The sequence below is a fragment of the Leisingera sp. ANG-Vp genome, from assembly GCF_000813725.1.
Classification (GTDB): Bacteria; Pseudomonadota; Alphaproteobacteria; order Rhodobacterales; family Rhodobacteraceae; genus Leisingera.
This window is the reverse complement of sequence record NZ_JWLD01000002.1, coordinates 57180-81352: the sequence shown is the minus strand read 5'-3', so window position 1 is coordinate 81352 and position 24173 is coordinate 57180. Positions and strand designations below refer to the sequence as shown.

Sequence of the window (24173 nt, the reverse complement as noted above, 5' to 3'; positions counted from 1 at the left end):
TTCTTCCTCGTCTCACATGTCTTGCAGGCCTGCGGCCCGCGATATTCCCATGGCCCCTGCAGGGCCGTTTCATTCCTAACCCAGCACCACCGCGGTGCCGCTGGCCGAGACCATCAGCATGGACTGCCCGACCACTTCGTAATCCAGATCAACGCCCACCACGGCATTGGCGCCCTTGGCCCGGGCGCGGTCTTCCAGCTCTGCCAGCGCGGTTTCGCGCGCATCCTGCAGCTTGCTTTCATAGGCCCCGGAGCGGCCGCCAACGATGTCGGTGATCGAGGCAAAGACATCGCGCACCACATTGGCGCCCATGATCGCCTCGCCCACCACGATGCCTTTGTATTCGGCGATCTGGTAGCCTTCGACGCTGTTGGTCGTTGTGACGATCATGTTTCTGCCTCCTTGCGGTGATGCCCAGGGGCCTGCCATCAGCCGACAGACCCTTCCAGCGAAATCGCAACCAGTTGCTGGGCTTCCATGGCGAACTCCATCGGCAGCGCCTGCAGCACGTCCTTGCAGAAGCCGTTGACCACCAAGGCCACCGCCTCTTCCTCGTCCATACCGCGCTGGCGGCAGTAGAACAGCTGGTCGTCATCCACCTTGGAGGTGGTCGCCTCATGCTCCACGCGGGAGGAGTTGTTCTTGACCTCGATATAGGGAACCGTGTGGGCGCCGCATTTGTCGCCGATCAGCAAGCTGTCGCACTGGGTGTAGTTGCGCGAGTTCTTCGCTTTTGGGTGCATCGACACCAGACCGCGGTAGGTGTTCTGCGCCTTGCCCGCAGAGATGCCTTTGGACACGATGCGCGACTTGGTGTTTTTGCCCAAGTGCACCATCTTGGTGCCGGTGTCGGCCTGCTGCATGTTGTTGGCGATGGCGATCGAGTAGAACTCGCCTTGGCTTTCCTCGCCGCGCAGGATGCAGGAGGGGTATTTCCAGGTCACGGCAGAACCGGTTTCCACCTGGGTCCACATCACCTTGGACCGGTCGCCGCGGCAGTCGGCGCGTTTGGTCACAAAGTTGTAGATGCCGCCCTTGCCGTTCTCGTCGCCCGGATACCAGTTCTGGACGGTGGAGTATTTCACCTCGGCGTCTTCTTCGATGATGATTTCCACCACGGCGGCGTGCAGCTGTGCCGTGTCGCGCTGCGGCGCGGTGCAACCTTCCAGGTAGGACACGTAGGAGCCCTTGTCGGCAATAATCAGGGTGCGCTCGAACTGGCCGGTGTTTTCCGCGTTAATGCGGAAATAGGTGGACAGCTCCATCGGGCAGCGCACGCCCGGCGGCACATAGACAAAGGAGCCATCCGAGAACACGGCCGAGTTCAGCGTCGCATAGAAATTGTCGGAGACCGGAACAACGGAGCCGAGATACTTCTTGACCAGTTCCGGATGCTCACGGATTGCTTCGGAGATGGAGCAGAAGATGACGCCCGCCTCTTTCAGCTCTTTCTGGAAGGTTGTGCCGACAGAAACAGAGTCGAACACCGCGTCCACGGCGACCTTGCGGCCTTCTTCCGGGGTGTCGCCTGCGCCTTCGACGCCTGCTAGAATCATCTGTTCTTTCAGCGGGATACCCAGCTTTTCATAGGTGGCCAGAAGCTTGGGGTCGACCTCATCCAGCGACTTGGGCTTCACTTCCATCGATTTCGGGCGCGCGTAGTAATACTGGTCCTGGAAGTCGATTTCCGGATAGCTGACCATCGCCCAGTCGGGCTCGTCCATCTGCTCCCAGCGTTCAAAAGCCTGCAGGCGCCATTCGGTCATCCATTCCGGCTCTTCGTTCTTTTCCGAGATCAGCTTGACGATATCGGGGTTCACGCCCTTGGGCGCGTATTCCATCTCGATATCGGTTTCCCAGCCGTATTTGTAAGCACCGCCAACCTCGCGGACGGCGTCCACGGTTTCCTGGTCAACACCTTCTTTGACTTGGGTCTGGTCCAAAGCGGCCATTTGTCGTCTCCTCACTCACGCCGCGCGGGCGCGATGTTTCTTTTCTTTTTGCAGCCACGCATCGGCAAAGCGCAGCACATCTTCTTCTGTCGTTTCCGGCCCCAGCGACACGCGTACCGCGCCTTGAGCTGTGGCCTCGTCATATCCCATGGCGGTCAGCACCGCGCTGGCGCGCACTTTGCCGGAGGAACAGGCGCTTCCCGCACTGATCGCAAAACCGGCGAGGTCCATCTGCATGACCTGGGTTTCGCCCTTCCAGCCCGGTGTCGCAAAACACAAAGTGTTCGGCAGCCGCTTCTGATCCTTCCCGACAAAAATAGTATGGCTTGTGCCAGCCACAAGAGCCTTTTCTAGAATATTTCTAAGTTCTGCAACCCTATCCCAGACACCATTTGCCAGATCTTTTGCGGCCGCTTCAGCTGCAGCCCCGAAGCCCGCGATTCCAATGACATTTTCGGTGCCGGAGCGGCGCCCCATTTCCTGGCCTCCGCCCTTGATCTGGGCAGGCAAATCCGTGCCGCGCTTGATCACAACGGCGCCGATGCCCTTGGGGCCGCCCAGTTTGTGCGCGGAAATCAGCCCCATTTCGGCGCCCAGCCAATTAAACGCCACCGGCAGCTTGCCAAATGCCTGGGTCGCATCCGTTACAGCCAGCCCCTCGGGCAGGTGCTGAACGATGCCTGTTTCAGAGTTTGCCAATTGAACGGCAGACCGCTCTGGCGCGCCTATTTGAACAGCCCCCTCCGGGCTCACGGCAAGATCCTCAACAGTCCAGGCCCGCACTGCATCATGCTCCACAGGGGATCCGTGAAGATCACGGCCCGCCAAGGCCAGCGAAGCGCCTTCGGTCGAGCCGGAAGTGAACACGATATCCGCGCCATCCGCCCCGAAAGCAGCCGCAACCTGCGCCCGCGCTTTCTCGACCAGCGCCTTTGCGGCCCGGCCTTCAGAATGGACCGAGGACGGATTGCCGCAAACATCCATCGCAGCAATCATTGCAGCTTTTGCCTCGGCCCGAAGCAGCGCGGTGGCGTTATGATCGAGGTAAACCCGTTTCATAGAGTCATCTTTTTGCGGAACACTGCCGCGTCATACGCTGCCTTGCAGCATTTCGCAAAGACTTCCCGCACAGATTGAACGAGAGACACACCGGACGCGGCAGGGTATTTGGACGCAAGGACCGGCACCTCAGTCATCCACAACGGCAAACAGACTTGGGACAGCCGGGCACGGCGCCAAATCGTTTTTGATCACGTCGGACAGGCGGGTCTGGTGCAGGAACACATAGACATGTGCGCTCAACCCTTCCCACAGACGGTTGGTCAGCGACTGAGCCCGGCTCCCGGACAGCGCCCCGGAGGCGCCGGCACCTTTGTGCATTGCGTCAACGGTCTCATCAACGGCAGACAGCACATCCACCACGCGGATTTCCGATGCCGGCCTCGCCAGCTTGTAACCGCCGCCAGGGCCGCGCACCGAGTCAACGAGCCCTGCCCGGCGCAGCTTTACAAACAGCTGTTCCAGATACGGAAGTGAAATGTCCTGCCGTTTGGAAATGTCGCCCAGCGGCACCAACGCGTCCTGAGATTGCAGTGCGATATCCGCCAGCGCAACCATCGCATAGCGCCCTTTGGTGGAAAGCTTCATAATTTACCCCTCGAAACGGGCCCCTTGCGTGCGAAAACATTGACCTCGCCACCGTCTGTGCGTATCTCACCCTGACGGTGCATGGCTTGGCCCGCGCCCATGATTAGAACTGTTCTAAGATGCCTGACGGAACCCGTCAAGTTTTCTGCTGGCAGACCGACAACGAGAGTAGGATTTTAACCGCCCATGCCCGAGGTCATCTTTCCTGGACCCGAAGGCCGCCTCGAAGGCCGCTATCACCCGCAAAAAGAAAAAGACGCCCCCATCGCCATTGTGCTGCATCCGCATCCGCAATTCGGCGGCACCATGAACAACAAGGTGGTCTACAACCTCCACTATGCGTTCTACAACATGGGCTTTACGGTTCTGCGGTTCAATTTCCGCGGTGTCGGCCGCAGCCAGGGCGAATACGACCAGGGCGTTGGCGAGCTGTCGGATGCCGCATCGGCTCTGGATTACCTGCAGTCGATGAACTCCAACTCCAAGCACTGCTGGGTTGCGGGCTTCTCCTTCGGCGCCTGGATCGGCATGCAGCTCCTGATGCGCCGCCCGGAAATCACCGGCTTCATCTCGGTGGCACCGCCTGCCAACATGTACGACTTCTCCTTCCTGGCGCCCTGCCCCTCCTCGGGCCTGATCATCAACGGCACCGCCGACCGCGTGGCGCCGCCTGCGGATACCGCCAGCCTGGTGGGCAAGCTGCATGAGCAAAAAGGCATCACCATCACTCATAACGAGATCGAGGGTGCAGACCACTTCTTCCAGGAGCCGCATATGGACACGATGATCGGCGATGTGACCGATTACGTGAAGCGCCGCCTGACGGAGAACACCCGCTGATGGGCACCATCGAAACGCTGGCCCAGAAACTGGCGGTCGATACCCTGAAAGTTCAGGACGCTGCCGGCGAGGAGCGCCTGTATGTGGAGGTGGGCCAGGTTCTTGGCGCCGCCTCCCAATCTCTGGAAGAAGCCTTCCTGACTGAAATGCGCGTGCGCCTGGCTGAACGCAAGGCGCGCGAGTTCCTCAATCAGAAAGTCAGCGCGCTTCAGGCGCAGCTGGAAACGAAGGGGGAAGCGTGAGCACCCGTCTGGACGCTCAATTCGCGTTTCTGCTCGAGGCGGACAAGCTCCGCGGTATCGAGCGCCAAAACCTGATCATCGACTGCAGCCGCCGCGAGAATTCTGCAGAACACAGCTGGCACCTCGCACTTTACGCATTGGTTCTGGCGCCATTTGCCGGACCGGAGGTCAATGTCTTTCGTGCCATCCGGATGCTGCTGCTGCATGACCTGGTGGAGATTGATGCCGGCGACCACCCGATTACAGACGAGGTTGACTGGGACGCAGTTGCAAAGTCAGAACAGGCAGCAGCGCAGCGCCTTTTTGGCCTGCTGCCAAAAGATCAAAGCACTGAGTTCCTCAAGCTTTGGCAGGAATTCGAAACCTCTGAAAGCCCGGATGCACAGTTTGCAAAGCGGGTGGATCACTGCCAGCCGATTTTCCAGACCCTTTACGGCGCCAAGCCGCTGGACTGGCACATCGATGTTGTGCGCCAGAACCTGCATGGCGGCCGTGCAGCTGCGCTGGAGCAGGATCTGCCCGAAGCCTATCACCACGCGCTTGATTTGCTGGAAGATGGCACGGGTTACGACTGCAGCCCGCTGACAGCCCGCCTGCCCTTCCTGAACGAAGCGGATAAGCTGAAGCTGATCACGCGCGCCTCCAAGCTGGGCGACGGTTCACGCCATGAAAACTCAGCGGAACACAGCTGGCACATCATGCTTTACGCTTGGGTGCTGGCAGAACACAGTGCCACACAGATCGATGCAGACCGGGTGCTGCAAATGCTGCTGCTGCATGATCTGGTGGAAATCGACGCAGGCGATACTCCGATCCACGGAGCCGTCAGCGCAGAGGCGCTTGCCGCAAAAGCGGAAGAGGAAGAATCCGCTGCAATCCGCTTGTTCGGCATGCTGCCTCAGGAACAAGGCGCGCCGCTGCTTGCCGTCTGGAAAGAGTTCGAGGCAGCACAGAGCCCGGATGCCGTTTTCGCCAAGTCGATTGACAGGGTTCAGCCAGTTCTGCTGAACCTGCTGAACGGCGGCGGCAGCTGGGTCGACTATAACGTCAGCTTGCGGCAGCTAGACGCCCGGGTCGGCGGCAAAGTCAGCCGCGGGGCACCGGATGTCTGGAGTTTTGTACGGGCGAAAGTAGAACCTTGGTTCCGCGAGGCTGGGCGCCTTTAACGCCCCGCCTTTTCAGGCAGTTTCGGACAAAAGGGCTCGACCTCAGACCGCTCTCTGGTCAGCGTCAGAAATTCTCCGGGTTTCAGCTCACTCCAGGCGTGACCGCTTTGCTCCAACGGCTCAGACACCACCGCCCAGCCGTTCATGCATTCGCTCCAGCGGTAATAGACTGTCGGCGCAATCCGGTCAGAAGAATAGCGGGCTGCAAACAGCCGCTCCCCATCGGACATCGCAATGGACAAGCGCATGTGCGGCGTTGTTCCCCGGGCGCGGGACAGCGCCTCCATCCGGGCAACCGCACGCTCCAGCCCCGCCTTGGGATCCTCATCCAGTCCTTCGGACAAAGCCAGCAGAAAAAGAACCTCGCTGTCAGTGGCACCCCGGCGGTACTCATAAAGCTCATCCGGAATGCACATGTCAGCGTGGCGGCGGAAGTTCTCGAAGCCGCCCACTTGGCCGTTGTGCATGAAACTCCAGCGCCCGGCAGCAAAGGGATGGCAATTGTTTCGGCTTGTGGCCGATCCGGTGGAAGCGCGCACATGAGCGAGGAACAGACCGGATTGAACCTGGTTCGCCAGGGCGCGCAGATTGCAGTCGGACCAGGCCGGATAGACATCACGGTAAAGGCCGGGCTCTTCCCGGTGGCTGTACCAGGCGACGCCGAACCCGTCACCATTTGTCACCGTTTTGGCCTCTACTGCGCGCTGGCTCTGCACAATCAGCGAATGCGCGGGCTTGGAGATTACATCTTCTAGAAAAATCTCGGATCCGGTGTAAGCAGCCCATCGGCACATGTAGTCAGTCCCTTTCCAACAGCGGGATCCTGGGAACTATTCCCAAATCACCGCATTAAGTTAGAACATCTTCCTATTGATAACCCCAATCACAGTCCAGTGTGCCTACGCACAAGTACGTGTTCACGAGCGGCAGCATGCGGATTTCGACCAGCCGGTGCCGCATCGGGACTTCCCCGCGCCATCAAGATCAGATAGGCGGGAACACAGGCCAGCGGTTTTCCGCAGCACGGATGAGGGAGGCAGAGATGCCGGTTCACTACGTCTATCTGATCATTGCCGTGGCAGCAGAGACCATTGGCACAACCGCTCTGCAGGCCAGCCAGCAGTTCAGCAAGCTGGGGCCGTCGCTGATCGTTCTGGTTGCCTATGCCTTTTCCTTCTACATGATGGGGCTGACGCTCAAATTCATGCCGGTGGGTATCGTCTATGCCATCTGGTCCGGGCTCGGCATCTTGCTGATTGCGGTAATTGCCTTCTTTGTCTTCGGGCAAAAACTCGATTTGCCTGCAGTCATCGGCATGGTTCTGATCATGTCCGGCATCGTCATCATCCACCTGTTTTCCAAGTCCTCGGGCCACTGATCCGCATTTGCGAGGGTCCACGGCGGTTTTCCTCTGGCCTTTGTGCGGGGTTCGGGCTATGCGCGGCGCAACTTCCTTACAAAGGCGAACGTCATGGACTTGCGCAACATTGCGATCATTGCTCACGTTGACCACGGCAAAACAACCCTGGTTGACGAGCTGCTGAAACAATCCGGCGCCTTCCGCGAAAACCAGGCTGTGGCAGAACGCGCCATGGACTCGAACGATCTGGAGCGCGAGCGCGGCATCACCATTTTTGCCAAGCCGACCTCGGTCGAGTGGAACGGCACACGGATCAACATCGTCGACACCCCCGGCCACGCCGACTTTGGCGGCGAAGTGGAACGGATCCTGTCGATGGTTGACGGCGTGGTCCTCCTGGTCGACGCCGCAGAAGGCCCAATGCCGCAGACTAAGTTTGTGACCTCCAAGGCACTGGCCCTGGGCCTGCGCCCCATTGTTGTCCTGAACAAAGTCGACAAGCCGGACGCCGAACCCGACCGCGCGCTGGACGAATGCTTTGACCTGTTTGCTTCGCTTGACGCGACTGAGGATCAGCTGGATTTCCCGCATATGTATGCTTCTGGCCGCAACGGCTGGGCCGACAATGAGCTGGACGGCCCCCGCAAGGACCTGAGTGCGCTGTTCAACCTGATCGTCAACCATGTGCCCGAGCCCAAGCAGGTGAAGAAACAGGACGACGACTTCCGCATGCTGGCCACCACTCTCGGCAGCGACCCCTTTGTGGGCCGCCTGCTGACCGGCCGCGTCGAGACCGGCACCCTGAAGGTTGGCGCCACCGTGCAGGCGATCTCCCGCATCGGCCAGAAAATCGAGCAGTTCCGCGTGACCAAGATCCAGGCCTTCCGCGGTCTGGCCCAGCAGGACATCGAAGAAGCCCAGGCAGGCGACATCGTCTCCATCGCCGGCATGTCCAAGGCCACCGTGGCCGACACCATCTGTGCGCTGGCCGTGGATGAGCCGCTGGATGCCCAGCCGATCGACCCGCCGACCATCACCGTGACCTTCGGCATCAACGACAGCCCGCTGGCCGGCCGTGACGGCAAGAAGGTGCAGTCCCGCGTGATCCGCGACCGCCTGATGAAAGAAGCCGAATCCAACGTCGCCATCAAAATCGCCGATACTCCCGGCGGCGAGGCGTTTGAGGTCTCCGGCCGCGGCGAACTGCAAATGGGTGTTCTGATCGAGAACATGCGCCGCGAAGGGTTCGAGCTGTCGATCTCGCGCCCGCAGGTGATCATGCGCGAAGAAGACGGCCAGAAGATGGAGCCGATCGAAGAAGCCACCATCGACGTGGATGACGAATACTCCGGCGCGGTGATCGAAAAGCTGACCGGCGCCCGCAAAGGCGAGCTGGTCGAGATGAAGCCCGCAGGCGCTGGCAAGACCCGCATCATCGCCCATGTGCCCTCGCGCGGCCTTATCGGCTATCACGGCGAGTTCCTGACCGACACCCGCGGCACCGGCGTTCTGAACCGCGTGTTCCACGGCTGGGCCCCGCACAAGGGCGCCATCCCGGGCCGCCGCGCAGGCGTGCTGATCTCCATGGAGAACGGCCAGTCCGTGGCTTACGCCCTGTGGAACCTGGAAGACCGCGGCAAGATGATGATCGGCGCCCAGGCCGACATCTACACCGGCATGATCATCGGCGAGCACTCCCGCGACAACGACCTGGAAGTGAACCCGCTGAAAGGCAAGAAGCTGACCAACGTGCGCGCTTCCGGCTCGGACGAAGCGGTTCGCCTGACCACCCCGATGACCCTGTCGCTGGAAGAGGCGATTGCTTACATCAACGACGACGAGCTGGTGGAAGTGACTCCGAACAACGTGCGTCTGCGCAAGCGCTACCTGGACCCGCACGAGCGCAAGCGGATGTCCAAGGCGAACGCCTGATGAAATAGAAACGGCGGCAGAGACATCTGCCGCCGTTTTTCATTCCGCTGTCAGATGGGTGACGCTGTCGCCCAGAGCCACCCTGCCGGGCTGCAGCACCTCAGCGTACCAGCCGCCATGGCCGCGCATCGCGTTATAGCCGCCATGACCCAGAACCTCCTCCATCCGCGAACAGGGCGGACAAGGGCCGGATATCTGCAAAACCGCGCTGCCGATCTGCAGTTTGGCTTTGCGCAACGCAGCCAGGTTGATACCTGAAACCACGAAATTTCTTCGCAGTTGTTCTGGCAGTACGGCATCAAGCCCGGCCAGTGCAGAAATCACCGGCAAGTGCTCCGATTGAATCAATGTAACCGCGCGTTTGCCTTCCTTGCCGTGATCTCCGTCGAGACCCGCCATCGAAACATCAACTGCTTCAAGAGACAGCACATCTTCACGCCGGCCCGGGCGCACACCAATCCACGCCACTCGGCCAGAGGCCGCGTGACGCTTCAGCATTTCCGCAAAGGCGGTGACCATTATTCGGAGGTTTCCACCACCATCAGCTCACGCTCGGACGCACCGCGCGCGTGGCTCAGCGCCTCTTGGTACTCAGGGCTGTGATAGCAATCGACGGCGGCTTCGACGCTTGGGAACTTGGCCACCACATTGCGCGGGCGCTCCTTGCCCTCCAGTTGCACAAACCGCCCTCCGCGGGCAATGAAGGTGCCGCCATGCTTGGCAATGGCAGGGCCAGCCAGCTCGGCATATTTGCCATAAGCATCAGCGTCGGTGACGGTCACATGTGCAATCCAGAGTGCGGGCATTGGAGCCTCCCAAGGTTATGATCTTTCCGGCAGCCTAAGGCTTTTGCCGGAAAGACCAAGAGTTTTTTGACCAAATGGTCAGCCTGCCAGCACAGCCTCGGCGGCTTTGATCGCCTCCTCGGCGCCCGAGAAATCCTTGCCGCCACCCTGAGCCATATCAGGACGGCCACCGCCGCCTTTGCCGCCTACGGCAGGCACTGCGGCTTTGAGAATGTCCACGGCCGAGATGTCGCCGGTCAAATCGTCAGTCACGCCCGCGGCCACAGCTACTTTGCCATCATCCTCAGCGATCAGCAGGATCACACCAGAGCCAATGTTCTGCTTGTGGGCATCGATGAGACCGCGCAGGTCCTTGCCTGACACACCTTGCAGTGCCTGGGCCAGGAACTTCTTGCCATTCACGTCCTTGGCCTCGGCACCGCCGCCGGAGCCGCCGCCCATGGCCACCTGCTGCTTGAGGTTAGAGATTTCATTTTGCAGCGCCTTGCGCTCGTCCATCATCGCCTTGAGACGGTCCATAACCTCCGCAGGCTGCGCCTTCAGCGCTGTGGCAATCTCCGCCATACGGCCGGCTTCGCGTTCCAGATGGGCAAAGGCGGCTGCACCGGTCAGCGCTTCGATCCGGCGCACACCTGCCGACGACGCGCTGTCGCCCAGGATCACAAAGGTACCGATGTCACCGGTCTGCTTGACATGGGTGCCGCCGCAAAGCTCGATCGAATAGGTCTCACCATCGTGGCCCTTGCCGGTCGGTGCGCGGCCCATGGAAACCACGCGGACCTCTTCGCCGTACTTCTCACCGAACAGCGCCTGGGCGCCCAGTTCGCGGGCATCGTCCGGGGTCATGATCCGGGTGGAGACAGCAGTGTTCTGGCGAATGAAATCATTCACTTCCGCACCGACCTTTGTCAGTTCATCCGCACTCATCGCCTTGTTGTGGCTGAAGTCAAAGCGCAGGCGGTCTGCCGCGTTCAGCGAGCCCTTCTGCGCCACATGTTCCCCCAGAGCGTTGCGCAGTGCTTCGTGCAGCAGATGGGTGGCCGAGTGGTTGGCGCGGATCTGGCTGCGGCGCTCATGGTCCACTTCCATCGCGGCGCCCAGGCCAACGGCAACTTCGCCCTCGGTCACCTCTGCAATATGCAGGAACAGCCCCTCAACCTTCTTGGTGTCGGTGATGCGCGCAGCACCGCCTTCCACGGTCAGCACACCGCTGTCGCCAACCTGGCCGCCGCTTTCGCCATAGAAGGGCGTCTGGTTCAGGATGATTTGAACGCTCTCGCCTTTGGCAGCAGATTGCACCTGCGCGCCATCCTTGACGATGGCCACGATCTGGCCTTCGGCCTTTTCCGTTTCGTAACCAAGGAATTCAGTCGACCCAGCGGCATCCAGAACGTCGAAGTAGACTTTTACATCAGCTGCTTCGCCCAGGCCAATGCCGCCAGCGCGCGACTTTTCCTTCTGCTCCTTCATCGCGGCGTCGAACCCATCGGTGTCGACGTCGATTTCCCTGGAACGCAGCGCGTCCTGGGTCAGGTCGAGCGGGAAACCATAGGTGTCATAGAGTTTGAACGCAGTCTCACCCGGCAGCACATCGCCCTTGCCCAGATCGGCGGAGGCGTCGTCCAGCAGTTTCAAACCGCGATCCAAGGTTTTGAGGAAACGGGTTTCTTCCTGCTCAAAAGTCTCCTCAATCAGCGCCTGGCCCTGCCCCAGTTCCGGGTAGGCCGCGCCCATCTTCTGCACCAGGGCCGGCACCAGTTTGTGCATCACCGGATCCTTGGCGCCCAGCAGCGAGGCATGGCGCATGGCGCGGCGCATTATACGGCGCAGCACATAGCCTCGGCCCTCGTTCGACGGCAGCACGCCTTCGGCGATCAGGAAGGAGCAGGAGCGCAGGTGATCTGCAATCACCCGGTGGTGGACGTTCTGGTCGCCAAACGGGTCAGTGCTGGTCACATCGGCCGAGGCCTCAATCAGCGACTTGAACAGATCGGTCTCGTAGTTGTCATGGGTGCCCTGCAGCAGCGCCGCAATCCGCTCCAGCCCCATGCCGGTGTCGATCGACTGCATCTCCAGGTCGATCATCGAGCCGTCCGCGAACTTCTCGTTCTGCATGAAGACGAGGTTCCAGATCTCGATGAAGCGGTCGCCGTCCTCTTCCGGCGAGCCCGGAGGGCCGCCCCAGATGTGGTCGCCGTGATCATAGAAGATTTCGGTGCAGGGACCGCAGGGGCCGGTATCACCCATCTGCCAGAAGTTGTCGGAGGTTGCGATCCGGATGATCCGGTCTTCCGGCACACCAATCTTCTTCCAGATATCAAAGGCTTCGTCGTCAGTGTGATAGACGGTGGTGTAAAGCCGGTCCTTCGGAACTTCGAGTTCCTTGGTGATCAATTCCCAGGCAAAGGGGATTGCCTCATGCTTGAAATAGTCGCCAAAGGAGAAGTTCCCCAGCATCTCAAAGAACGTGTGGTGGCGCGCAGTATAGCCAACGTTGTCGAGGTCGTTGTGCTTGCCGCCGGCACGCACGCATTTCTGCGAGGTGGTCGCGCGCTTGTAGTCGCGGGTCTCGACCCCGGTGAAACAGTTCTTGAACTGAACCATCCCTGAGTTTGTGAACATCAGGGTCGGATCGTTGCGGGGCACCAGCGGGCTGGAGTCCACCACTTGGTGGCCCTGTTTCTCAAAGTAGTTCAGGAAGGTAGAGCGGATATCGTTGAGCGACGGCATATGAGGGATCTCTTGCGGCTTTTTCTAAGCGTTCCGGGCAGGTTTACCGTTCAGCCGGGGTGCTGTCCACTGCGGGAAACGGCATGGCCGCACGAAAAAGGGCGCAGCTTGCGCCGCGCCCTCGGATTTCTAAGATATGATCAGATTTTCCGGCGCTTAGGCCTCAAGGATATCGTCCGCATCGCCTGCGTCCGGGCGGTCGAACTCCAGCCCGTGCGCGGCGCGGATCTTGTCCTCGATATCATAGGCGATGGAAGGGTTTTCCCGCAGGAAGACCTTAGCGTTCTCCCGCCCCTGCCCGATCCGCTCATCCCCGTAAGAGAACCAGGCGCCGGACTTGTTGACGACACCTGCGGCAACGCCGAGGTCCAGAAGTTCGCCCATCTTCGAGATGCCTTCGCCATACATGATGTCGAATTCCACCTGCTTGAAGGGCGGTGCAACCTTGTTCTTCACCACTTTCACGCGGGTCGAGTTGCCAACCACCTCGTCCCGGTCCTTGATCGCGCCGATGCGGCGGATGTCCAGGCGGACGGAGGAGTAGAATTTCAGCGCGTTGCCGCCGGTTGTGGTTTCCGGGGAGCCGAACATCACGCCGATCTTCATGCGGATCTGGTTGATGAAGATCACCATGCATTTGGAACGGCTGATCGAGCCGGTCAGCTTGCGCATTGCCTGGCTCATCAGACGGGCCTGCACGCCGACGTTGCTGTCGCCCATGTCGCCCTCTAGCTCGGACTTCGGTGTCAGCGCCGCCACCGAGTCAACGATGACCATGTTGACCGCACCCGAGCGCACCAGCGTATCGGTGATCTCCAGAGCCTGTTCGCCGGTGTCGGGCTGCGAGATCAAGAGTTCATCCAGATCGACGCCCAGCTTGGCCGCATACTGCGGATCCAGCGCGTGTTCTGCGTCAACAAAGGCGCAGACGCCGCCCTTTTTCTGCTGTTCCGCAATGCAGTGCAGTGTCAGCGTGGTCTTGCCCGAGCTTTCCGGGCCGTAAATCTCGATGATCCGGCCCATCGGCAGACCGCCGATGCCCAAGGCGATGTCCAGGCCCAGAGAACCGGTCGAGCTCGCCTCGATCTCCTGCATGGCATTGCCATCGCCGAGCTTCATGATCGAGCCCTTGCCGAACTGCCGCTCAATCTGGGCAAGCGCGCTGTCCAGCGCCTTTTGCTTGTCACCGCTCACTTTATTTTTCATGGTCAAAAGATCCGCCATAGTCCCTTGTCCCTTTCTATGTGTCACACACCGGGGCGTGCGGCAATCACTGCTTTGTTCACCTCTTGTTCCTTATGAGATCAAAAAGAGAACATTGCAACCCAAAATCTGATGTATCCACTTCAGGGGGCGGGTGTTAAAGATTGGTTTATGGTAAATACCAGGCAAGAATTTTTACCGGGCAGTTAACGGAATGATGATATTTTTCAAAGAACGGCTGGCTTTACTGTCCGTTCCCAAGACCGGCACCACCGCCTTTCAAGCCGCCTTGCGAAACCGCGCGGATCTGGTGATTTCGGACCCGCCGGAACTGAAACATGCGCCGGTTTACCGCTACAACCGCTGGATCCGGCCGATGTATGAAAAGGTTTGCGGCGCCGAACTGGAAGTAGCTGCAGTTATGCGGGAACCGGTTAGCTGGCTGGGAAGCTGGTACAGATACCGGCAACGGCCCGGCCTGGACGGACGGCCGAATTCAACCAAAGGCATCAGTTTCGATGAATTCCTGCAGGCTTATTGCAAGGGGAGCCCGCCTTCTTTCGCAAATGTCGGCAGCCAGGCGAAGTTTCTGGAAGCCCAGCCGAACGGCTGCAAGGTCAGTCATCTGTTTCGTTACGAGGATCAGGAGGCGCTGAAAAATTTTCTAGAGCAACGCCTCGATCAGGAGATCTTTTTGGAGCGCAGAAATGTCAGCCCCAAGACCGATCTGGCGCTGAGCCCCAAGGCAGAATCGCATCTGCGGCGAAAACGCCCTGCAGAGTTTGAACTCTATGAATCGATACCCGCCCGCTGAGCTACAAGTGCCGCCGGATCCGGCGGCACGCTTCCTTTTCAGTGCAACTGCGCGTGCACCGTTTCAGTCAGCTGATTGAGCGAGAACGGTTTCGGCAGGAACACCGAGTTCGGCACATCCGGGTCCGCCTCTCCAAAGGCGCCTTCGGCATAACCCGATACAAAGACCACACGGGTATCGGGCCGCTCTTTCAAAGCTTCGCGGACCCAGCTGGGGCCGTCCATGCCCGGCATCACCACATCCGTCACGAAGACATCAACTGTGAGCCCCGGGTCCTCCAGCGTGCGCAACGCGTCTTCGGCAGATTCAGCCTCGAGCACAGTGTAGCCGCGCATCCGAAGTGCCCGGGAGGCAAAGGCCCGCACCGGAGCTTCATCCTCGACCAGCAAGACCACGCCCTCGCCATGCTGGGCGGTGGCGGCCTTGTCATCTGCTTCTGCGGGTGGCTCAGCTGCCACCTGCTCTGCCTGTTGTTTGAACACCGGGAAGAACAAGGTGAATTGGGTGCCGTGGCCCTTGACCGAGTCGACAAAAATATAACCGCCGGTCTGCTTAATGATGCCGTAGGCCGTCGACAGGCCAAGTCCGGTGCCTTCACCGGTACGCTTGGTGGTGTAGAAAGGCTCGAACACTTTCTGCAGTTTGTCAGGGGAAATCCCGACACCTTCATCGGAGACCTTGACCGTAACCCAATCCCCGGCAGGCACTGTCGCGCGGTCGCGTTCAAGTGGCTTGTCCAAAGAGATCACTTCGGTTTCTACCCGGATCTCGCCCCCCTGAGGCATTGCATCACGCGCATTCACCACCAGGTTCATCAGCACCTGCTCCAGCTGCCGTTTGTCAGCCCGGATCGACTTCATGACCGGGTCATGGCTGAGCGTCAGCGTCACCTTCTCACCCACCAGGCGGTTCAGCAGGTGGGTCAGGTCCGACAATGTATCGCGCACATCCAGGATTTCGGGCTGCAGAGTCTGCTTGCGCGAGAAGGCCAGCAACTGGCTGACGAGCGAAGCCGCGCGGTTGGCATTCTCGTGAATCTGAATGAGGTCGCCGTAGTCCTGATCGCCCTGATCATGGCGCAGCAGCAGCAGGTCGCAATGACCCGAGATGGCAGTCAGCAGGTTGTTGAAATCATGGGCAACGCCGCCTGCCAGCTGGCCGATCGCCTGCATCTTCTGGCTTTGCACGAACTGCGCTTCCAGTGTCTTCAACTCGGTTGCGTCATTCAGAACAGCAATCAGAACCGGAGTGCCCTCTTCAACCACCCGGGTGAGTGTCACTTGAACAAAGACTTCCTTGTCCGCCCGTGAAAGCCGCAGGAACTCGGATTTGTTGGGTGCCAGCCCGTCCGCTGTATCGCGCAGCCAGTCGGACATGGGGCGGCCAAGACCCTCCATCAGCTGGCCCAGTTTCAGGTTTGCGCAGCTATCGACCCCCAGCAGGCGCAGCGCCATCCTGTTGGTGGTCAGGATCTCACCCGTGGGCGCAACTTTCAGGAACGGCACTGGCAGCGCCTCAAGCCCGGCCTGGGCTGAGTCAAAGCTGGCTTCGTCGACTTCCATCAGGAACAGCTCACTGCGTCCCTGAGCGCTGTTCCTTTCGCTGACCAGCACCTGGATCGGGCCGTTTTTGGTGCTGAGGGTGTTGACCTGCCCCGGCAAAACCGGCAGCGACGGAAACAGGCGGTCGGTTGATTTCACACGTTCGCCGATCAGGCTGCGTGCAGCTTCATTCATGAACAGGACCGCACCGGTGCGGCCCACTGTAATCATCGGCACCGGCATTGTCTCTGCACCACGGCCGTTGCCGCCACGGTCCTGAATATCCTCTACCCGCCAAAGAAAACTGCCGCCGTTCATCTGATGCACCGCCAGCCGCACATGGCCGCGGCGGGTCACAATGTCCTCACGCGCAGCCCCATCCACCCGGGCCCGGCTTTGCAGCCGGTAGAGTACGGCCGAGGGGTTTGCCAGCACCGACCGCAAGGTTCCCGCCAGTGTTTCGCGGCTGGCATCCTGAAACCGCTTCACCGCCGCACCGTTGCAGGCATGGATGACACCGTCGTCATCGGTGACAAAACTTGGTGTGGCATCTTTTTCGATGAAACCGGTCAGCAGGTCGGCTGCCATCGCCCGCGCGTTCAGCCGGACACGGGTTTGGATCACCATCAGCACTGCCACCGCGATCAGTGTCAGTCCGACCATGATGAAACCGCGGCCGATCCAGTCCGGCAGCGGCAGCAGCCAAGGCCCGCCCAGGAGTATCAGCGCCAATAGCAGCGTCGCCGCCAGCCGGGCGTGTTCAGGCGCGTACACCCGCAGTTCCGGAACGGAGGATTCTTGGCGAGCGGACATTGCGGCTCCATCAATAGTGCATAGTGCCGCCATAACGCGGCGATTTTGGTTAAAACCACGTTAAGAAACACAACGGATTTTCAGCGTGAACCCTAACAACCGCCTTTTGCGCGCGTCAACACGGCAACATAAAAACCATCGGTTCCGTCCTGCACCTGCCAGCTTTGTTCGGCCGCCAGGGTCCACTCAGGGTATTCCTGTATAAAGCCCTGAACCTGCACGGTGTTTTCCCCGTCAAGCATGGAACAGGTGGCATAGGCCAAAGTGCCGCCTTCAGTTGCGAGCCGGGCGGCCTTGCGCAAAATCTCCGCTTGGATACGGTGCAATTCCTGCAGGTTTTCCCGGGTCAGGCGCCATTTACCTTCCGGCGCCCGCCGCCAGGAACCGGATCCGGAACAAGGCACGTCGCACAGGACCAGATCATAGGGCCCGCTGCGCTCCAGCTCTGCCCCTTCCAGAAGCGAAACCCTGGCTCCTGCGCGGGCCGCTCTGCCTGGCAGGTCTTTCATGCGCCTAGGGTCGGCGTCATGCGCAAAAAGCCGGATTTTTGCCCGGGCTGCCATGGCCAGGCTCTTTCCGCCGCCGCCAGCGCAGTAATCCAGAACTTTCATGCCGTCGTTCAACGGCAGCTGCGCCACCACGGCCTGGCTGGCGGCGTCCTGCAATTCCACAAGCCCCTCCAAATACGCCTTGGCATTGCGCAGCTTGCGAGCGCCTTCGGTGATTTCCAAAGCCGTTTCCGCAGCCGGATGAGGAGTTGTGACGATACCCTCCGCAGCCAGGCTCTCCTGTGCCTGACGCAGTGACACCTTGGCGCGGTTCACCCGCAGATGCACAGGTGCCCGCTTGCGCATTGCGTGCGCGGCCGCTTCGGCATTGCTGCCCAGGCTGCTGCTGAACTCAGGCCACAGCCACTCCGGGATATCCAGTGCTTCCGGCCCCTCGGGCGCCTTAGGCAAGCTGCGTTCTGCGCCGGACAAGGGCGCAGGCGCATGTCCCTGGCCGGTAAAGACCTCATCGGGATCCTGCCCCGCCTCGCGGAGGGCACCCAGGATCAGCCCACGGCCGCTGCGGGCGCCGCCAAGCGCTGCGTGAGACCGCAAGCAGCGCAATGCGGTAAACACATGGTCGCGCACCGCGGCACGGTCCTTGGATCCGGCAAAACGGCTTCTGCGGCCCCAGGAGGTTAAGGCCTTTTCCGCCGGTTCGCCCGTCAGAACATGGTCGAGAATTTCGATGGCCGCCTGCAGGCGGGCGGCAGGGGTCATGCCCCTGCCCTCTTGTTGCAAACGGCCAGCATGGTTCTTAGCCCACCCGGTAATTCGGCGCTTCGCGGGTGATCTGCACGTCGTGAACGTGGCTTTCCTTGAGGCCGGCACCGGTGATGCGGACAAAGTTGCAGTTCTTGCGCATCTCATCGACGGTGGCACAGCCGGTATAGCCCATCGCTGCACGCAGGCCGCCCACCAGCTGGTGGATTACCGCATTGGCGCCGCCCTTGTAGGGAACCTGGCCTTCGATGCCTTCCGGCACCAGCTTGTCGCTGGCCGCATCTTTCTGGAAGTAGCGGTCGGCCGAGCCGCGCGCCATCGCGCCCATCGAGCCCATACCGCGGTAGGATTTGAACGACCGGCCCTGGTACAGGATCACTTCCCCCGGGCTCTCGTCGGTGCCGGCAATCATCGAACCAACCATGGCACAGGACGCGCCGGCGGCAATCGCCTTGGCAAAGTCGCCGGAGAATTTGATGCCGCCATCGGCAATCACCGGGGTGTCGCCAGCCGCTGCGGCGCAATCCATGATCGCGGTCAGCTGCGGCACGCCGACGCCGGCCACCATGCGGGTGGTGCAGATCGAGCCCGGGCCGATGCCGACCTTCACGGCGTCTGCGCCTGCGTCGATCAGCGCCTTGGTGGCTTCGCCGGTTGCTACGTTGCCTGCGATCACCTGAACCGAGCTGGACAGTGCCTTGACCCGCTTCACGGCTTCAATCACGCCCGCGGAATGGCCGTGCGCCGTGTCCACCACGACGATGTCGACGCCGGCGTCAATCAGCGCCTCGGAGCGGGCAAAGCCGCTGTCGCCGACCGAGCTGGCAGCAGCCACGCGCAGGCGGCCCAATTCGTCCTTGCAGGCGGTGGGGTTTAGGACTGCTTGTTCAGTGTCCTTCAGGGTCAGCAGGCCGGTCAGCTTGCCTTCACCATCGGTCACCAGCAGCTTTTCGATCCGGCGCGCCTTCATCAGCGACTTGGCTTCTTCCAGATCGGCCGGTTCCTGCAGCATCGCCAGGTTGTCGGAGGTCATCATCACCGACACCGGCGTGCTGTCATCAGACGCAAAGCGCATGTCGCGGTTGGTCACAATGCCCAGCACGCGGCCTGACCCGTCGACCACCGGGAAACCGGTGACGCGGTAACGCTCCTGCAGCGCCTTGGCATCGGCCAGGGTCTGATCGGCGGTCAGAGTGATCGGGTTGTAAACGATACCGGAAACGAAGCGCTTGACCCGGCGCACCTGGCGGGCCTGCTCTTCGACATCCAGGTTCTTGTGAATGACGCCCATGCCGCCGGCCTGCGCCATCGCAATCGCCATCCGCGCCTCGGTCACAGTGTCCATGGCCGAGCTCAGCAGCGGGATGTTCAGCGACACCGAGCGGGTCACCCGGGTGCGGGTATCGGCGGTGTTGGGCAGCACGCTGGACGCGCCCGGCACCAGAAGAACGTCATCAAAGGTGAGAGCCTCACGAATCTGCATTTGTCATCCCCATGCATAACCCCGTTTGGCGGTGACCCTATGGCACAGTTCGGTGCGGGGGAAAAGAGCCTCCCGGCAAGAATTCCTGCGGTGCAGCAAAACTCTTGGCTTCGGCTGATCTGTGTCAAGGCGTGCGCAGCCCGGCCGCGTATCACAAAAGCTGAGGAAACGTTGCAGGATTTAGCCATGCCCGGCCCATTGGAAAACGTCACCGTTCTGGACCTCACGCACGTTCTTGCAGGGCCTTACTGCTCAATGATCCTGTCAGACCTGGGGGCCCGGGTGATCAAGGTGGAACGCCCCGGCGAAGGTGACGACACCCGCGCCTTCCCGCCCTTCAAAAATGGACAAAGCGCTTACTTCGCCACCATCAACCACGGCAAGCAAAGCATCGCGCTGGACTTGAAACTGCCGAAAGACCGCGCGGTTTTTGAACGGCTGCTGGTTCAGTCTGACGTGCTGCTTGAGAATTACCGTCCCGGGGTTATGCAGCGGCTTGGGTACAGCTGGGAAGATCTGCATGCGAAACACCCCCGTCTGATCTATGGCGCAGTGTCCGGGTTTGGCCATACCGGCCCGGACGCGCAGAAACCGGCCTATGACATGGTGGTGCAGGCCCGCGGCGGGGTGATGTCGATCACCGGCGAAAAGAACCGCGAGCCTTTGCGGGTCGGCGCCTCGATCGGAGACATCGTGGCTGGCATGTTTCTGGGTCACGGTATTCTCGCAGCATTGCTCGAGGTTCAGAAAACCGGCAAGGGCAAATTCGTCGATGTCGCCATGCTGGATAGCCAGCTGGCCCTTCTTGAACACGCAATCGCAATCACTTCGGTAACGGGGGACGCACCGCAGCCCTCGGGCGCCCGGCACCCGTCGATCACGCCTTTTGAAACCTTCCATGCCTCCGACGGCCTGTTCGTGGTTGCAGCCGGCAACGATGCGCTTTTTGGCAAACTTTGTACGGTGCTGCAGCTGCCGCTTGCTGAAGACCCGCGCTTTGCCACAAATCCGGCGCGCTGCGAGAATGCCCGGCTTTTGAAACGCCTGATCGAAGCTGTGACGCTTGGCAGCCGCAAAGACCATTGGATTGCCTTGCTGGCAGAAGCAGGCATCCCCACGGGGCCGATCCAGACAGTTGACCAAGTGATGGAAGATCCGCAGATCCTTGCCCGGAACATGGTGGTCAGCGTGCTGGGAGAAGACGGAAAGGCGGCCTACACGGCCGCAGGCAACCCGATCAAGATGAGCGGCCTGGCGGATCCCTCAACCCGTTCCCCTGCCCCCCGGCTGGACAGCAGCAGAACAGAGATTCTGTCGTGGCTGGAAGAGGTTGAAAGCCGGCAGTAATTCACCCCTCCGGACCGCTGAAATTCCGCATCCCAAAGTCATCAAATATTCAAAAATGGCGCCGGCAGACGGGAAAATGCCGCGCATTGCCTTTCGCTTGCCGCAAAAGCCCATATGCTCCGCCTAAATTGCGGAATGAGAAGGCCACAGGCATGACTGACGAACCCCTCGTTGTGTTTACCCCCTCCGGCAAGCGCGGACGTTTTCCGGCCGGCACCCCGATCCTGACCGCCGCGCGGCAGCTTGGGGTCGACCTCGACTCGGTCTGCGGCGGCCGCGGCATCTGTTCAAAGTGCCAGATCACCCCGTCTTACGGCGAGTTCCCCAAACACGGTGTCACCGTCGAAGAAGGCGCGCTGAGCGAGTGGAACAAGGTTGAGCAGCGCTACAAGGACAAGCGCGGCCTGATCGACGGCCGCCGCCTGGGCTGCCAGGCGACAATCCAGGGCGACATCGTTGTGGACGTGCCGCCGGAAAGCCAGGTCCACCGCCAGGTGGTGCGCAAACGCGCCGAGGCCCGCGACATTACCATGAACCCTTCCACCCGCCTGTTTTATGTCGAGGTCGAAGAGCCCGACATGCACAAGCCCTCGGGCGACATGGAGCGGCTGATCGAGGCATTGGAAACCCAGTGGGACCTCAAGGGCGTCAAGACCGACCTTCACATCCTGCAGTGCATGCAGCCGATCCTGCGCAAGGGCGGCTGGAAGGTCACCGTGGCCGTGCACCTGGGCGACGAAAGCCATCCGCCCAAGATCATGCATATCTGGCCCGGCTACTATGAGGGCACCGTTTACGGCCTCGCCGTCGACCTCGGCTCCACCACCATCGCGGCGCATCTGTGCGATCTGAAAACGGGTGAAGTGGTGGCCTCCTCCGGCATCATGAACCCGCAGATCCGCTTCGGTGAAGACCTGATGAGCCGGGTCAGCTACTCGATGATGAACAAGGGCGGCGACGTCGAAATGACCAACGCCGTGCGCGAAGGCATGAACGCGCTGTTCACCCAGATCGCCTCGGAAGCAGAGATCGACAAGGCGCTGATCGTCGACGCGGTGTTCGTCTGCAACCCGGTGATGCACCACCTGTTCCTCGGGATTGACCCATTTGAGCTGGGCCAGGCCCCCTTTGCACTAGGGACCTCCAACGCTCTGGCGCTGCGCGCGGTTGAGCTGGACCTGAACATCCACCCCGCCGCCCGCGTGTACCTGCTGCCCTGTATCGCCGGCCACGTGGGCGCCGACGCGGCTGCGGTGGCCCTTTCCGAGGCCCCAGACAAATCCGAAGACCTGGTGCTGGTGGTGGACGTGGGCACCAACGCCGAGATCCTGCTGGGCAACAAGGAAAAGGTTCTGGCCTGTTCCTCGCCCACTGGACCGGCCTTTGAGGGTGCCCAGATTTCCAGCGGCCAGCGCGCCGCGCCCGGCGCCATCGAACGCGTCGAGATCAACCCCGAAACCAAAGAGCCCCGGTTCCGCGTCATCGGCTCGGAAATCTGGTCGGATGAAGACGGCTTTGCCGCCTCCATTGCCACCACCGGCATCACCGGCATCTGCGGCTCAGGCATTATCGAAGCAATTGCCGAAATGCGCCTGGCAGGAGTGCTGGATGCCTCCGGCCTGATCGGCTCGGCGGAGCAGACCGGCTCCGCCCGCTGCATCGCGGACGGGCGCACCAACGCTTATCTGCTGTGGGACGGCTCTGCCGAGGGCGGCCCGACCATCACTGTCACCAACCCGGACATCCGCGCCATCCAGATGGCCAAGGCCGCGCTCTACTCCGGCGCGCGTCTGCTGATGGACAAATTCGGCGTTGAGAAAGTCGACCGGGTGGTGCTGGCCGGCGCCTTCGGCGCGCATATCTCGGCCAAGCACGCGATGGTGCTGGGCATGATCCCCGACTGTGTGCTGGACAAGGTCACTTCGGCCGGTAACGCCGCAGGCACCGGTGCCCGCATTGCGCTCCTGAACACCGAAGCGCGCGGCGAGATCGAAGAAACCGTCCGCAACATCGAGAAGATCGAAACCGCCGTGGAACCCCGCTTCCAGGAGCATTTCGTCAATGCATCCGCCATTCCGAACTCGGCTGATCCTTTCCCGATCCTGGAGACCGTGGTGACGCTCCCGCAGGTGAACTTCAACACCGGCGGAGGCGACAGCGAAGGTGCAGGCGGAGGCCGCCGCCGCCGCCGCCGGGGCTGATCGCCAGTCCGGTTGACCGCATTGAAATTTCCGCTGCAGCGCCCTTGACCTCATTGGCGCTGCAGCATACTCCTGCTCTCCACAGGCGGGTATGATGTAATGGTAGCCTGTCAGCTTCCCAAGCTGAACGCGCGGGTTCGATTCCCGCTACCCGCTCCATAGTTCCCCTTACTTCTCAACAGCTTGCTTAATGCGATCCTCCCTGCGGTTCAGGATGTCGGAGCGCCGAATTTCTTGGCGGCTTGGCTTCGGAAAACTGTGCTACACTTGGCTTGCACCCAAGTAAGTGTCAGCTGCCATCCCAAGGGGGACCCATATGACATGCCAACGCTTGATCACAGCAGCGCTCATCGTTTTCCCCGCGGGCGCCTGCCTGGCCGAAACGACCTGGAACGAGCCCGGCAAGGGCACCGGGATTCTCAAGGCCTCCTCTGTGGAAATTGCCCGAGACCATACCCTGATGCAAATCAGCAGCACGTACGACGCCCTTGAAATGCAAAATCCCAGCCATCCGCTGCACGGCGCTTCCGGCCCCTGCTTCGGTGCGGTGGAAGTTCTCGGGAAAACCGTTTCAGGCAGCGGTGTCTGCGCCTTCACCGACCGCAACGGAGACAAGGCTGTCCTGCGCTGGACCGCAGAGCGCCTGGGCACAGATGGCGCCATGTCCGGCCGATGGACCCTGACCGGCGGAACCGGCAACTGGGAAATCGCGCAAGGCAGCGGAACGTATTCCTCGCTCGCCGATCCTGCCAGCGGAGCGCTGACCAACAAATTCACTGGCCGCGTGACTTTTCCCTAGGCCCCCGGCAGCGACAGAGCCAGCAG

General features: G+C 61.0%; 21 protein-coding genes and 1 tRNA gene. 10 read left to right on the top strand and 12 right to left on the bottom strand.

Going from position 1 to position 24173, the window contains the following annotated elements; translation table 11 throughout:
* Positions 1–75: 75 nt before the first annotated feature.
* The 4 genes from RA20_RS00565 to RA20_RS00550 all read right to left on the bottom strand — a co-directional run bounded on the left by RA20_RS00565 (position 76) and on the right by RA20_RS00550 (position 3599).
* On the bottom strand, positions 76–390 hold the full coding sequence (locus RA20_RS00565) for a YbjQ family protein (protein ID WP_039123659.1): 315 nt from the start codon (positions 388–390) through the stop codon (positions 76–78).
* A gap of 38 nt (positions 391–428) precedes the next feature.
* On the bottom strand, positions 429–1952 hold the full coding sequence (sufB, locus tag RA20_RS00560; RefSeq protein WP_039123658.1) for a Fe-S cluster assembly protein SufB: 1524 nt from the start codon (positions 1950–1952) through the stop codon (positions 429–431).
* 15 nt (positions 1953–1967) lie between these two features.
* A complete protein-coding gene (locus RA20_RS00555; RefSeq protein WP_039123657.1) occupies positions 1968–3011 on the bottom strand; it encodes a cysteine desulfurase family protein in 1044 nt (347 codons plus the stop codon).
* 129 nt (positions 3012–3140) lie between these two features.
* A complete protein-coding gene (locus RA20_RS00550; RefSeq protein ID WP_039123656.1) occupies positions 3141–3599 on the bottom strand; it encodes an Rrf2 family transcriptional regulator in 459 nt (152 codons plus the stop codon).
* A 186-nt stretch (positions 3600–3785) separates the two neighbouring features.
* Here RA20_RS00550 and RA20_RS00545 point away from each other — a divergent pair, with 186 nt between their 5' ends.
* The 3 genes from RA20_RS00545 to RA20_RS00535 are packed head-to-tail and all read left to right on the top strand — an operon-like array spanning position 3786 to position 5847.
* A complete protein-coding gene (locus RA20_RS00545; RefSeq protein WP_039123655.1) occupies positions 3786–4439 on the top strand; it encodes an alpha/beta hydrolase in 654 nt (217 codons plus the stop codon).
* Entirely contained in the window at positions 4439–4681 is a 243-nt protein-coding gene (locus RA20_RS00540) for a hypothetical protein (RefSeq protein WP_039123654.1), read from the top strand. Before RA20_RS00545 ends, RA20_RS00540 begins: the two co-directional genes overlap by 1 nt.
* A complete protein-coding gene (locus RA20_RS00535) occupies positions 4678–5847 on the top strand; it encodes an HD domain-containing protein (RefSeq protein WP_039123653.1) in 1170 nt (389 codons plus the stop codon). Before RA20_RS00540 ends, RA20_RS00535 begins: the two co-directional genes overlap by 4 nt.
* On the opposite strand, the gene RA20_RS00530 is transcribed toward RA20_RS00535, so the two are convergent.
* On the bottom strand, positions 5844–6641 hold the full coding sequence (locus RA20_RS00530; RefSeq protein ID WP_039123652.1) for a class II glutamine amidotransferase: 798 nt from the start codon (positions 6639–6641) through the stop codon (positions 5844–5846). The two genes, RA20_RS00535 and RA20_RS00530, sit on opposite strands and share 4 nt — an antisense overlap.
* A gap of 248 nt (positions 6642–6889) precedes the next feature.
* Here RA20_RS00530 and RA20_RS00525 point away from each other — a divergent pair, with 248 nt between their 5' ends.
* A complete protein-coding gene (locus RA20_RS00525) occupies positions 6890–7225 on the top strand; it encodes a DMT family transporter (protein WP_039124018.1) in 336 nt (111 codons plus the stop codon).
* Between the two features lie 93 nt (positions 7226–7318).
* Positions 7319–9139 (top strand): translational GTPase TypA, encoded by a 1821-nt coding sequence (gene typA / locus RA20_RS00520; RefSeq protein WP_039123651.1) that lies wholly within the window; start codon positions 7319–7321, stop codon positions 9137–9139.
* A gap of 39 nt (positions 9140–9178) precedes the next feature.
* Here the strand turns inward: typA and RA20_RS00515 are convergent, their stop codons facing one another.
* From RA20_RS00515 to recA, 4 genes are all read right to left on the bottom strand, one after another.
* On the bottom strand, positions 9179–9658 hold the full coding sequence (locus RA20_RS00515; RefSeq protein WP_039123650.1) for an MOSC domain-containing protein: 480 nt from the start codon (positions 9656–9658) through the stop codon (positions 9179–9181).
* The gene (locus RA20_RS00510) at positions 9658–9945 is read right to left on the bottom strand and encodes a DUF1330 domain-containing protein (protein WP_039123649.1); all 288 of its coding nucleotides are present in this window, start codon (positions 9943–9945) and stop codon (positions 9658–9660) included. The genes RA20_RS00515 and RA20_RS00510 overlap by 1 nt, the downstream gene beginning before the upstream one ends.
* A gap of 78 nt (positions 9946–10023) precedes the next feature.
* Positions 10024–12675 carry an alanine--tRNA ligase gene (gene alaS, locus RA20_RS00505; RefSeq protein ID WP_039123648.1) on the bottom strand — a complete coding sequence of 884 codons (2652 nt, stop codon included), beginning with the start codon at positions 12673–12675 and terminating at the stop codon, positions 10024–10026.
* A 156-nt stretch (positions 12676–12831) separates the two neighbouring features.
* Complete coding sequence (recA, locus tag RA20_RS00500) at positions 12832–13899, bottom strand: recombinase RecA (protein WP_039123647.1); 1068 nt, start codon at positions 13897–13899, stop codon at positions 12832–12834.
* A gap of 193 nt (positions 13900–14092) precedes the next feature.
* Between recA and RA20_RS00495 the strand changes: the two genes are divergently transcribed.
* Positions 14093–14692, top strand: a complete 600-nt coding sequence (locus RA20_RS00495; RefSeq protein ID WP_039123646.1) for a hypothetical protein — start codon at positions 14093–14095, stop codon at positions 14690–14692.
* Positions 14693–14730: 38 nt separating this feature from the next.
* On the opposite strand, the gene RA20_RS00490 is transcribed toward RA20_RS00495, so the two are convergent.
* The 3 genes from RA20_RS00490 to guaB form a co-directional block, all read right to left on the bottom strand.
* Positions 14731–17046 (bottom strand): hybrid sensor histidine kinase/response regulator, encoded by a 2316-nt coding sequence (locus RA20_RS00490; protein ID WP_039123645.1) that lies wholly within the window; start codon positions 17044–17046, stop codon positions 14731–14733.
* A gap of 92 nt (positions 17047–17138) precedes the next feature.
* Complete coding sequence (locus tag RA20_RS00485) at positions 17139–18314, bottom strand: RsmB/NOP family class I SAM-dependent RNA methyltransferase (protein WP_039123644.1); 1176 nt, start codon at positions 18312–18314, stop codon at positions 17139–17141.
* A 37-nt stretch (positions 18315–18351) separates the two neighbouring features.
* Entirely contained in the window at positions 18352–19800 is a 1449-nt protein-coding gene (gene guaB, locus RA20_RS00480; RefSeq protein WP_039123643.1) for an IMP dehydrogenase, read from the bottom strand.
* Between the two features lie 186 nt (positions 19801–19986).
* Between guaB and RA20_RS00475 the strand changes: the two genes are divergently transcribed.
* From RA20_RS00475 to RA20_RS24480, 4 genes are all read left to right on the top strand, one after another.
* Positions 19987–21147, top strand: coding sequence for a CaiB/BaiF CoA transferase family protein (locus tag RA20_RS00475; protein ID WP_039123642.1), 1161 nt, complete (start codon positions 19987–19989; stop codon positions 21145–21147).
* Between the two features lie 152 nt (positions 21148–21299).
* Positions 21300–23348, top strand: a complete 2049-nt coding sequence (locus RA20_RS00470; RefSeq protein ID WP_052248758.1) for an ASKHA domain-containing protein — start codon at positions 21300–21302, stop codon at positions 23346–23348.
* Positions 23349–23433: 85 nt separating this feature from the next.
* A tRNA-Gly gene (locus tag RA20_RS00465) sits at positions 23434–23507 on the top strand.
* A gap of 157 nt (positions 23508–23664) precedes the next feature.
* Positions 23665–24147, top strand: a complete 483-nt coding sequence (locus RA20_RS24480; protein WP_052248757.1) for a hypothetical protein — start codon at positions 23665–23667, stop codon at positions 24145–24147.
* The last annotated feature ends 26 nt before the right edge of the window (positions 24148–24173 follow it).

Excerpts from the sequence above, each read along its gene's own strand:
- RA20_RS00565 (WP_039123659.1), bottom strand. The coding sequence starts at position 390 with ATGATCGTCACAACGACCAACAGCGTCGAAGGCTACCAGATCGCCGAA.
- sufB (WP_039123658.1), bottom strand. The coding sequence starts at position 1,952 with ATGGCCGCTTTGGACCAGACCCAAGTCAAAGAAGGTGTTGACCAGGAA.
- RA20_RS00555 (WP_039123657.1), bottom strand. The coding sequence starts at position 3,011 with ATGAAACGGGTTTACCTCGATCATAACGCCACCGCGCTGCTTCGGGCC.
- RA20_RS00550 (WP_039123656.1), bottom strand. The coding sequence starts at position 3,599 with ATGAAGCTTTCCACCAAAGGGCGCTATGCGATGGTTGCGCTGGCGGAT.
- RA20_RS00545 (WP_039123655.1), top strand. The coding sequence starts at position 3,786 with ATGCCCGAGGTCATCTTTCCTGGACCCGAAGGCCGCCTCGAAGGCCGC.
- RA20_RS00540 (WP_039123654.1), top strand. The coding sequence starts at position 4,439 with ATGGGCACCATCGAAACGCTGGCCCAGAAACTGGCGGTCGATACCCTG.
- RA20_RS00530 (WP_039123652.1), bottom strand. The coding sequence starts at position 6,641 with ATGTGCCGATGGGCTGCTTACACCGGATCCGAGATTTTTCTAGAAGAT.
- RA20_RS00525 (WP_039124018.1), top strand. The coding sequence starts at position 6,890 with ATGCCGGTTCACTACGTCTATCTGATCATTGCCGTGGCAGCAGAGACC.
- typA (WP_039123651.1), top strand. The coding sequence starts at position 7,319 with ATGGACTTGCGCAACATTGCGATCATTGCTCACGTTGACCACGGCAAA.
- RA20_RS00515 (WP_039123650.1), bottom strand. The coding sequence starts at position 9,658 with ATGGTCACCGCCTTTGCGGAAATGCTGAAGCGTCACGCGGCCTCTGGC.
- RA20_RS00510 (WP_039123649.1), bottom strand. The coding sequence starts at position 9,945 with ATGCCCGCACTCTGGATTGCACATGTGACCGTCACCGACGCTGATGCT.
- alaS (WP_039123648.1), bottom strand. The coding sequence starts at position 12,675 with ATGCCGTCGCTCAACGATATCCGCTCTACCTTCCTGAACTACTTTGAG.
- recA (WP_039123647.1), bottom strand. The coding sequence starts at position 13,899 with ATGGCGGATCTTTTGACCATGAAAAATAAAGTGAGCGGTGACAAGCAA.
- RA20_RS00495 (WP_039123646.1), top strand. The coding sequence starts at position 14,093 with ATGATGATATTTTTCAAAGAACGGCTGGCTTTACTGTCCGTTCCCAAG.
- RA20_RS00490 (WP_039123645.1), bottom strand. The coding sequence starts at position 17,046 with ATGTCCGCTCGCCAAGAATCCTCCGTTCCGGAACTGCGGGTGTACGCG.
- RA20_RS00485 (WP_039123644.1), bottom strand. The coding sequence starts at position 18,314 with ATGACCCCTGCCGCCCGCCTGCAGGCGGCCATCGAAATTCTCGACCAT.
- guaB (WP_039123643.1), bottom strand. The coding sequence starts at position 19,800 with ATGCAGATTCGTGAGGCTCTCACCTTTGATGACGTTCTTCTGGTGCCG.
- RA20_RS00475 (WP_039123642.1), top strand. The coding sequence starts at position 19,987 with ATGCCCGGCCCATTGGAAAACGTCACCGTTCTGGACCTCACGCACGTT.
- RA20_RS00470 (WP_052248758.1), top strand. The coding sequence starts at position 21,300 with ATGACTGACGAACCCCTCGTTGTGTTTACCCCCTCCGGCAAGCGCGGA.
- RA20_RS24480 (WP_052248757.1), top strand. The coding sequence starts at position 23,665 with ATGACATGCCAACGCTTGATCACAGCAGCGCTCATCGTTTTCCCCGCG.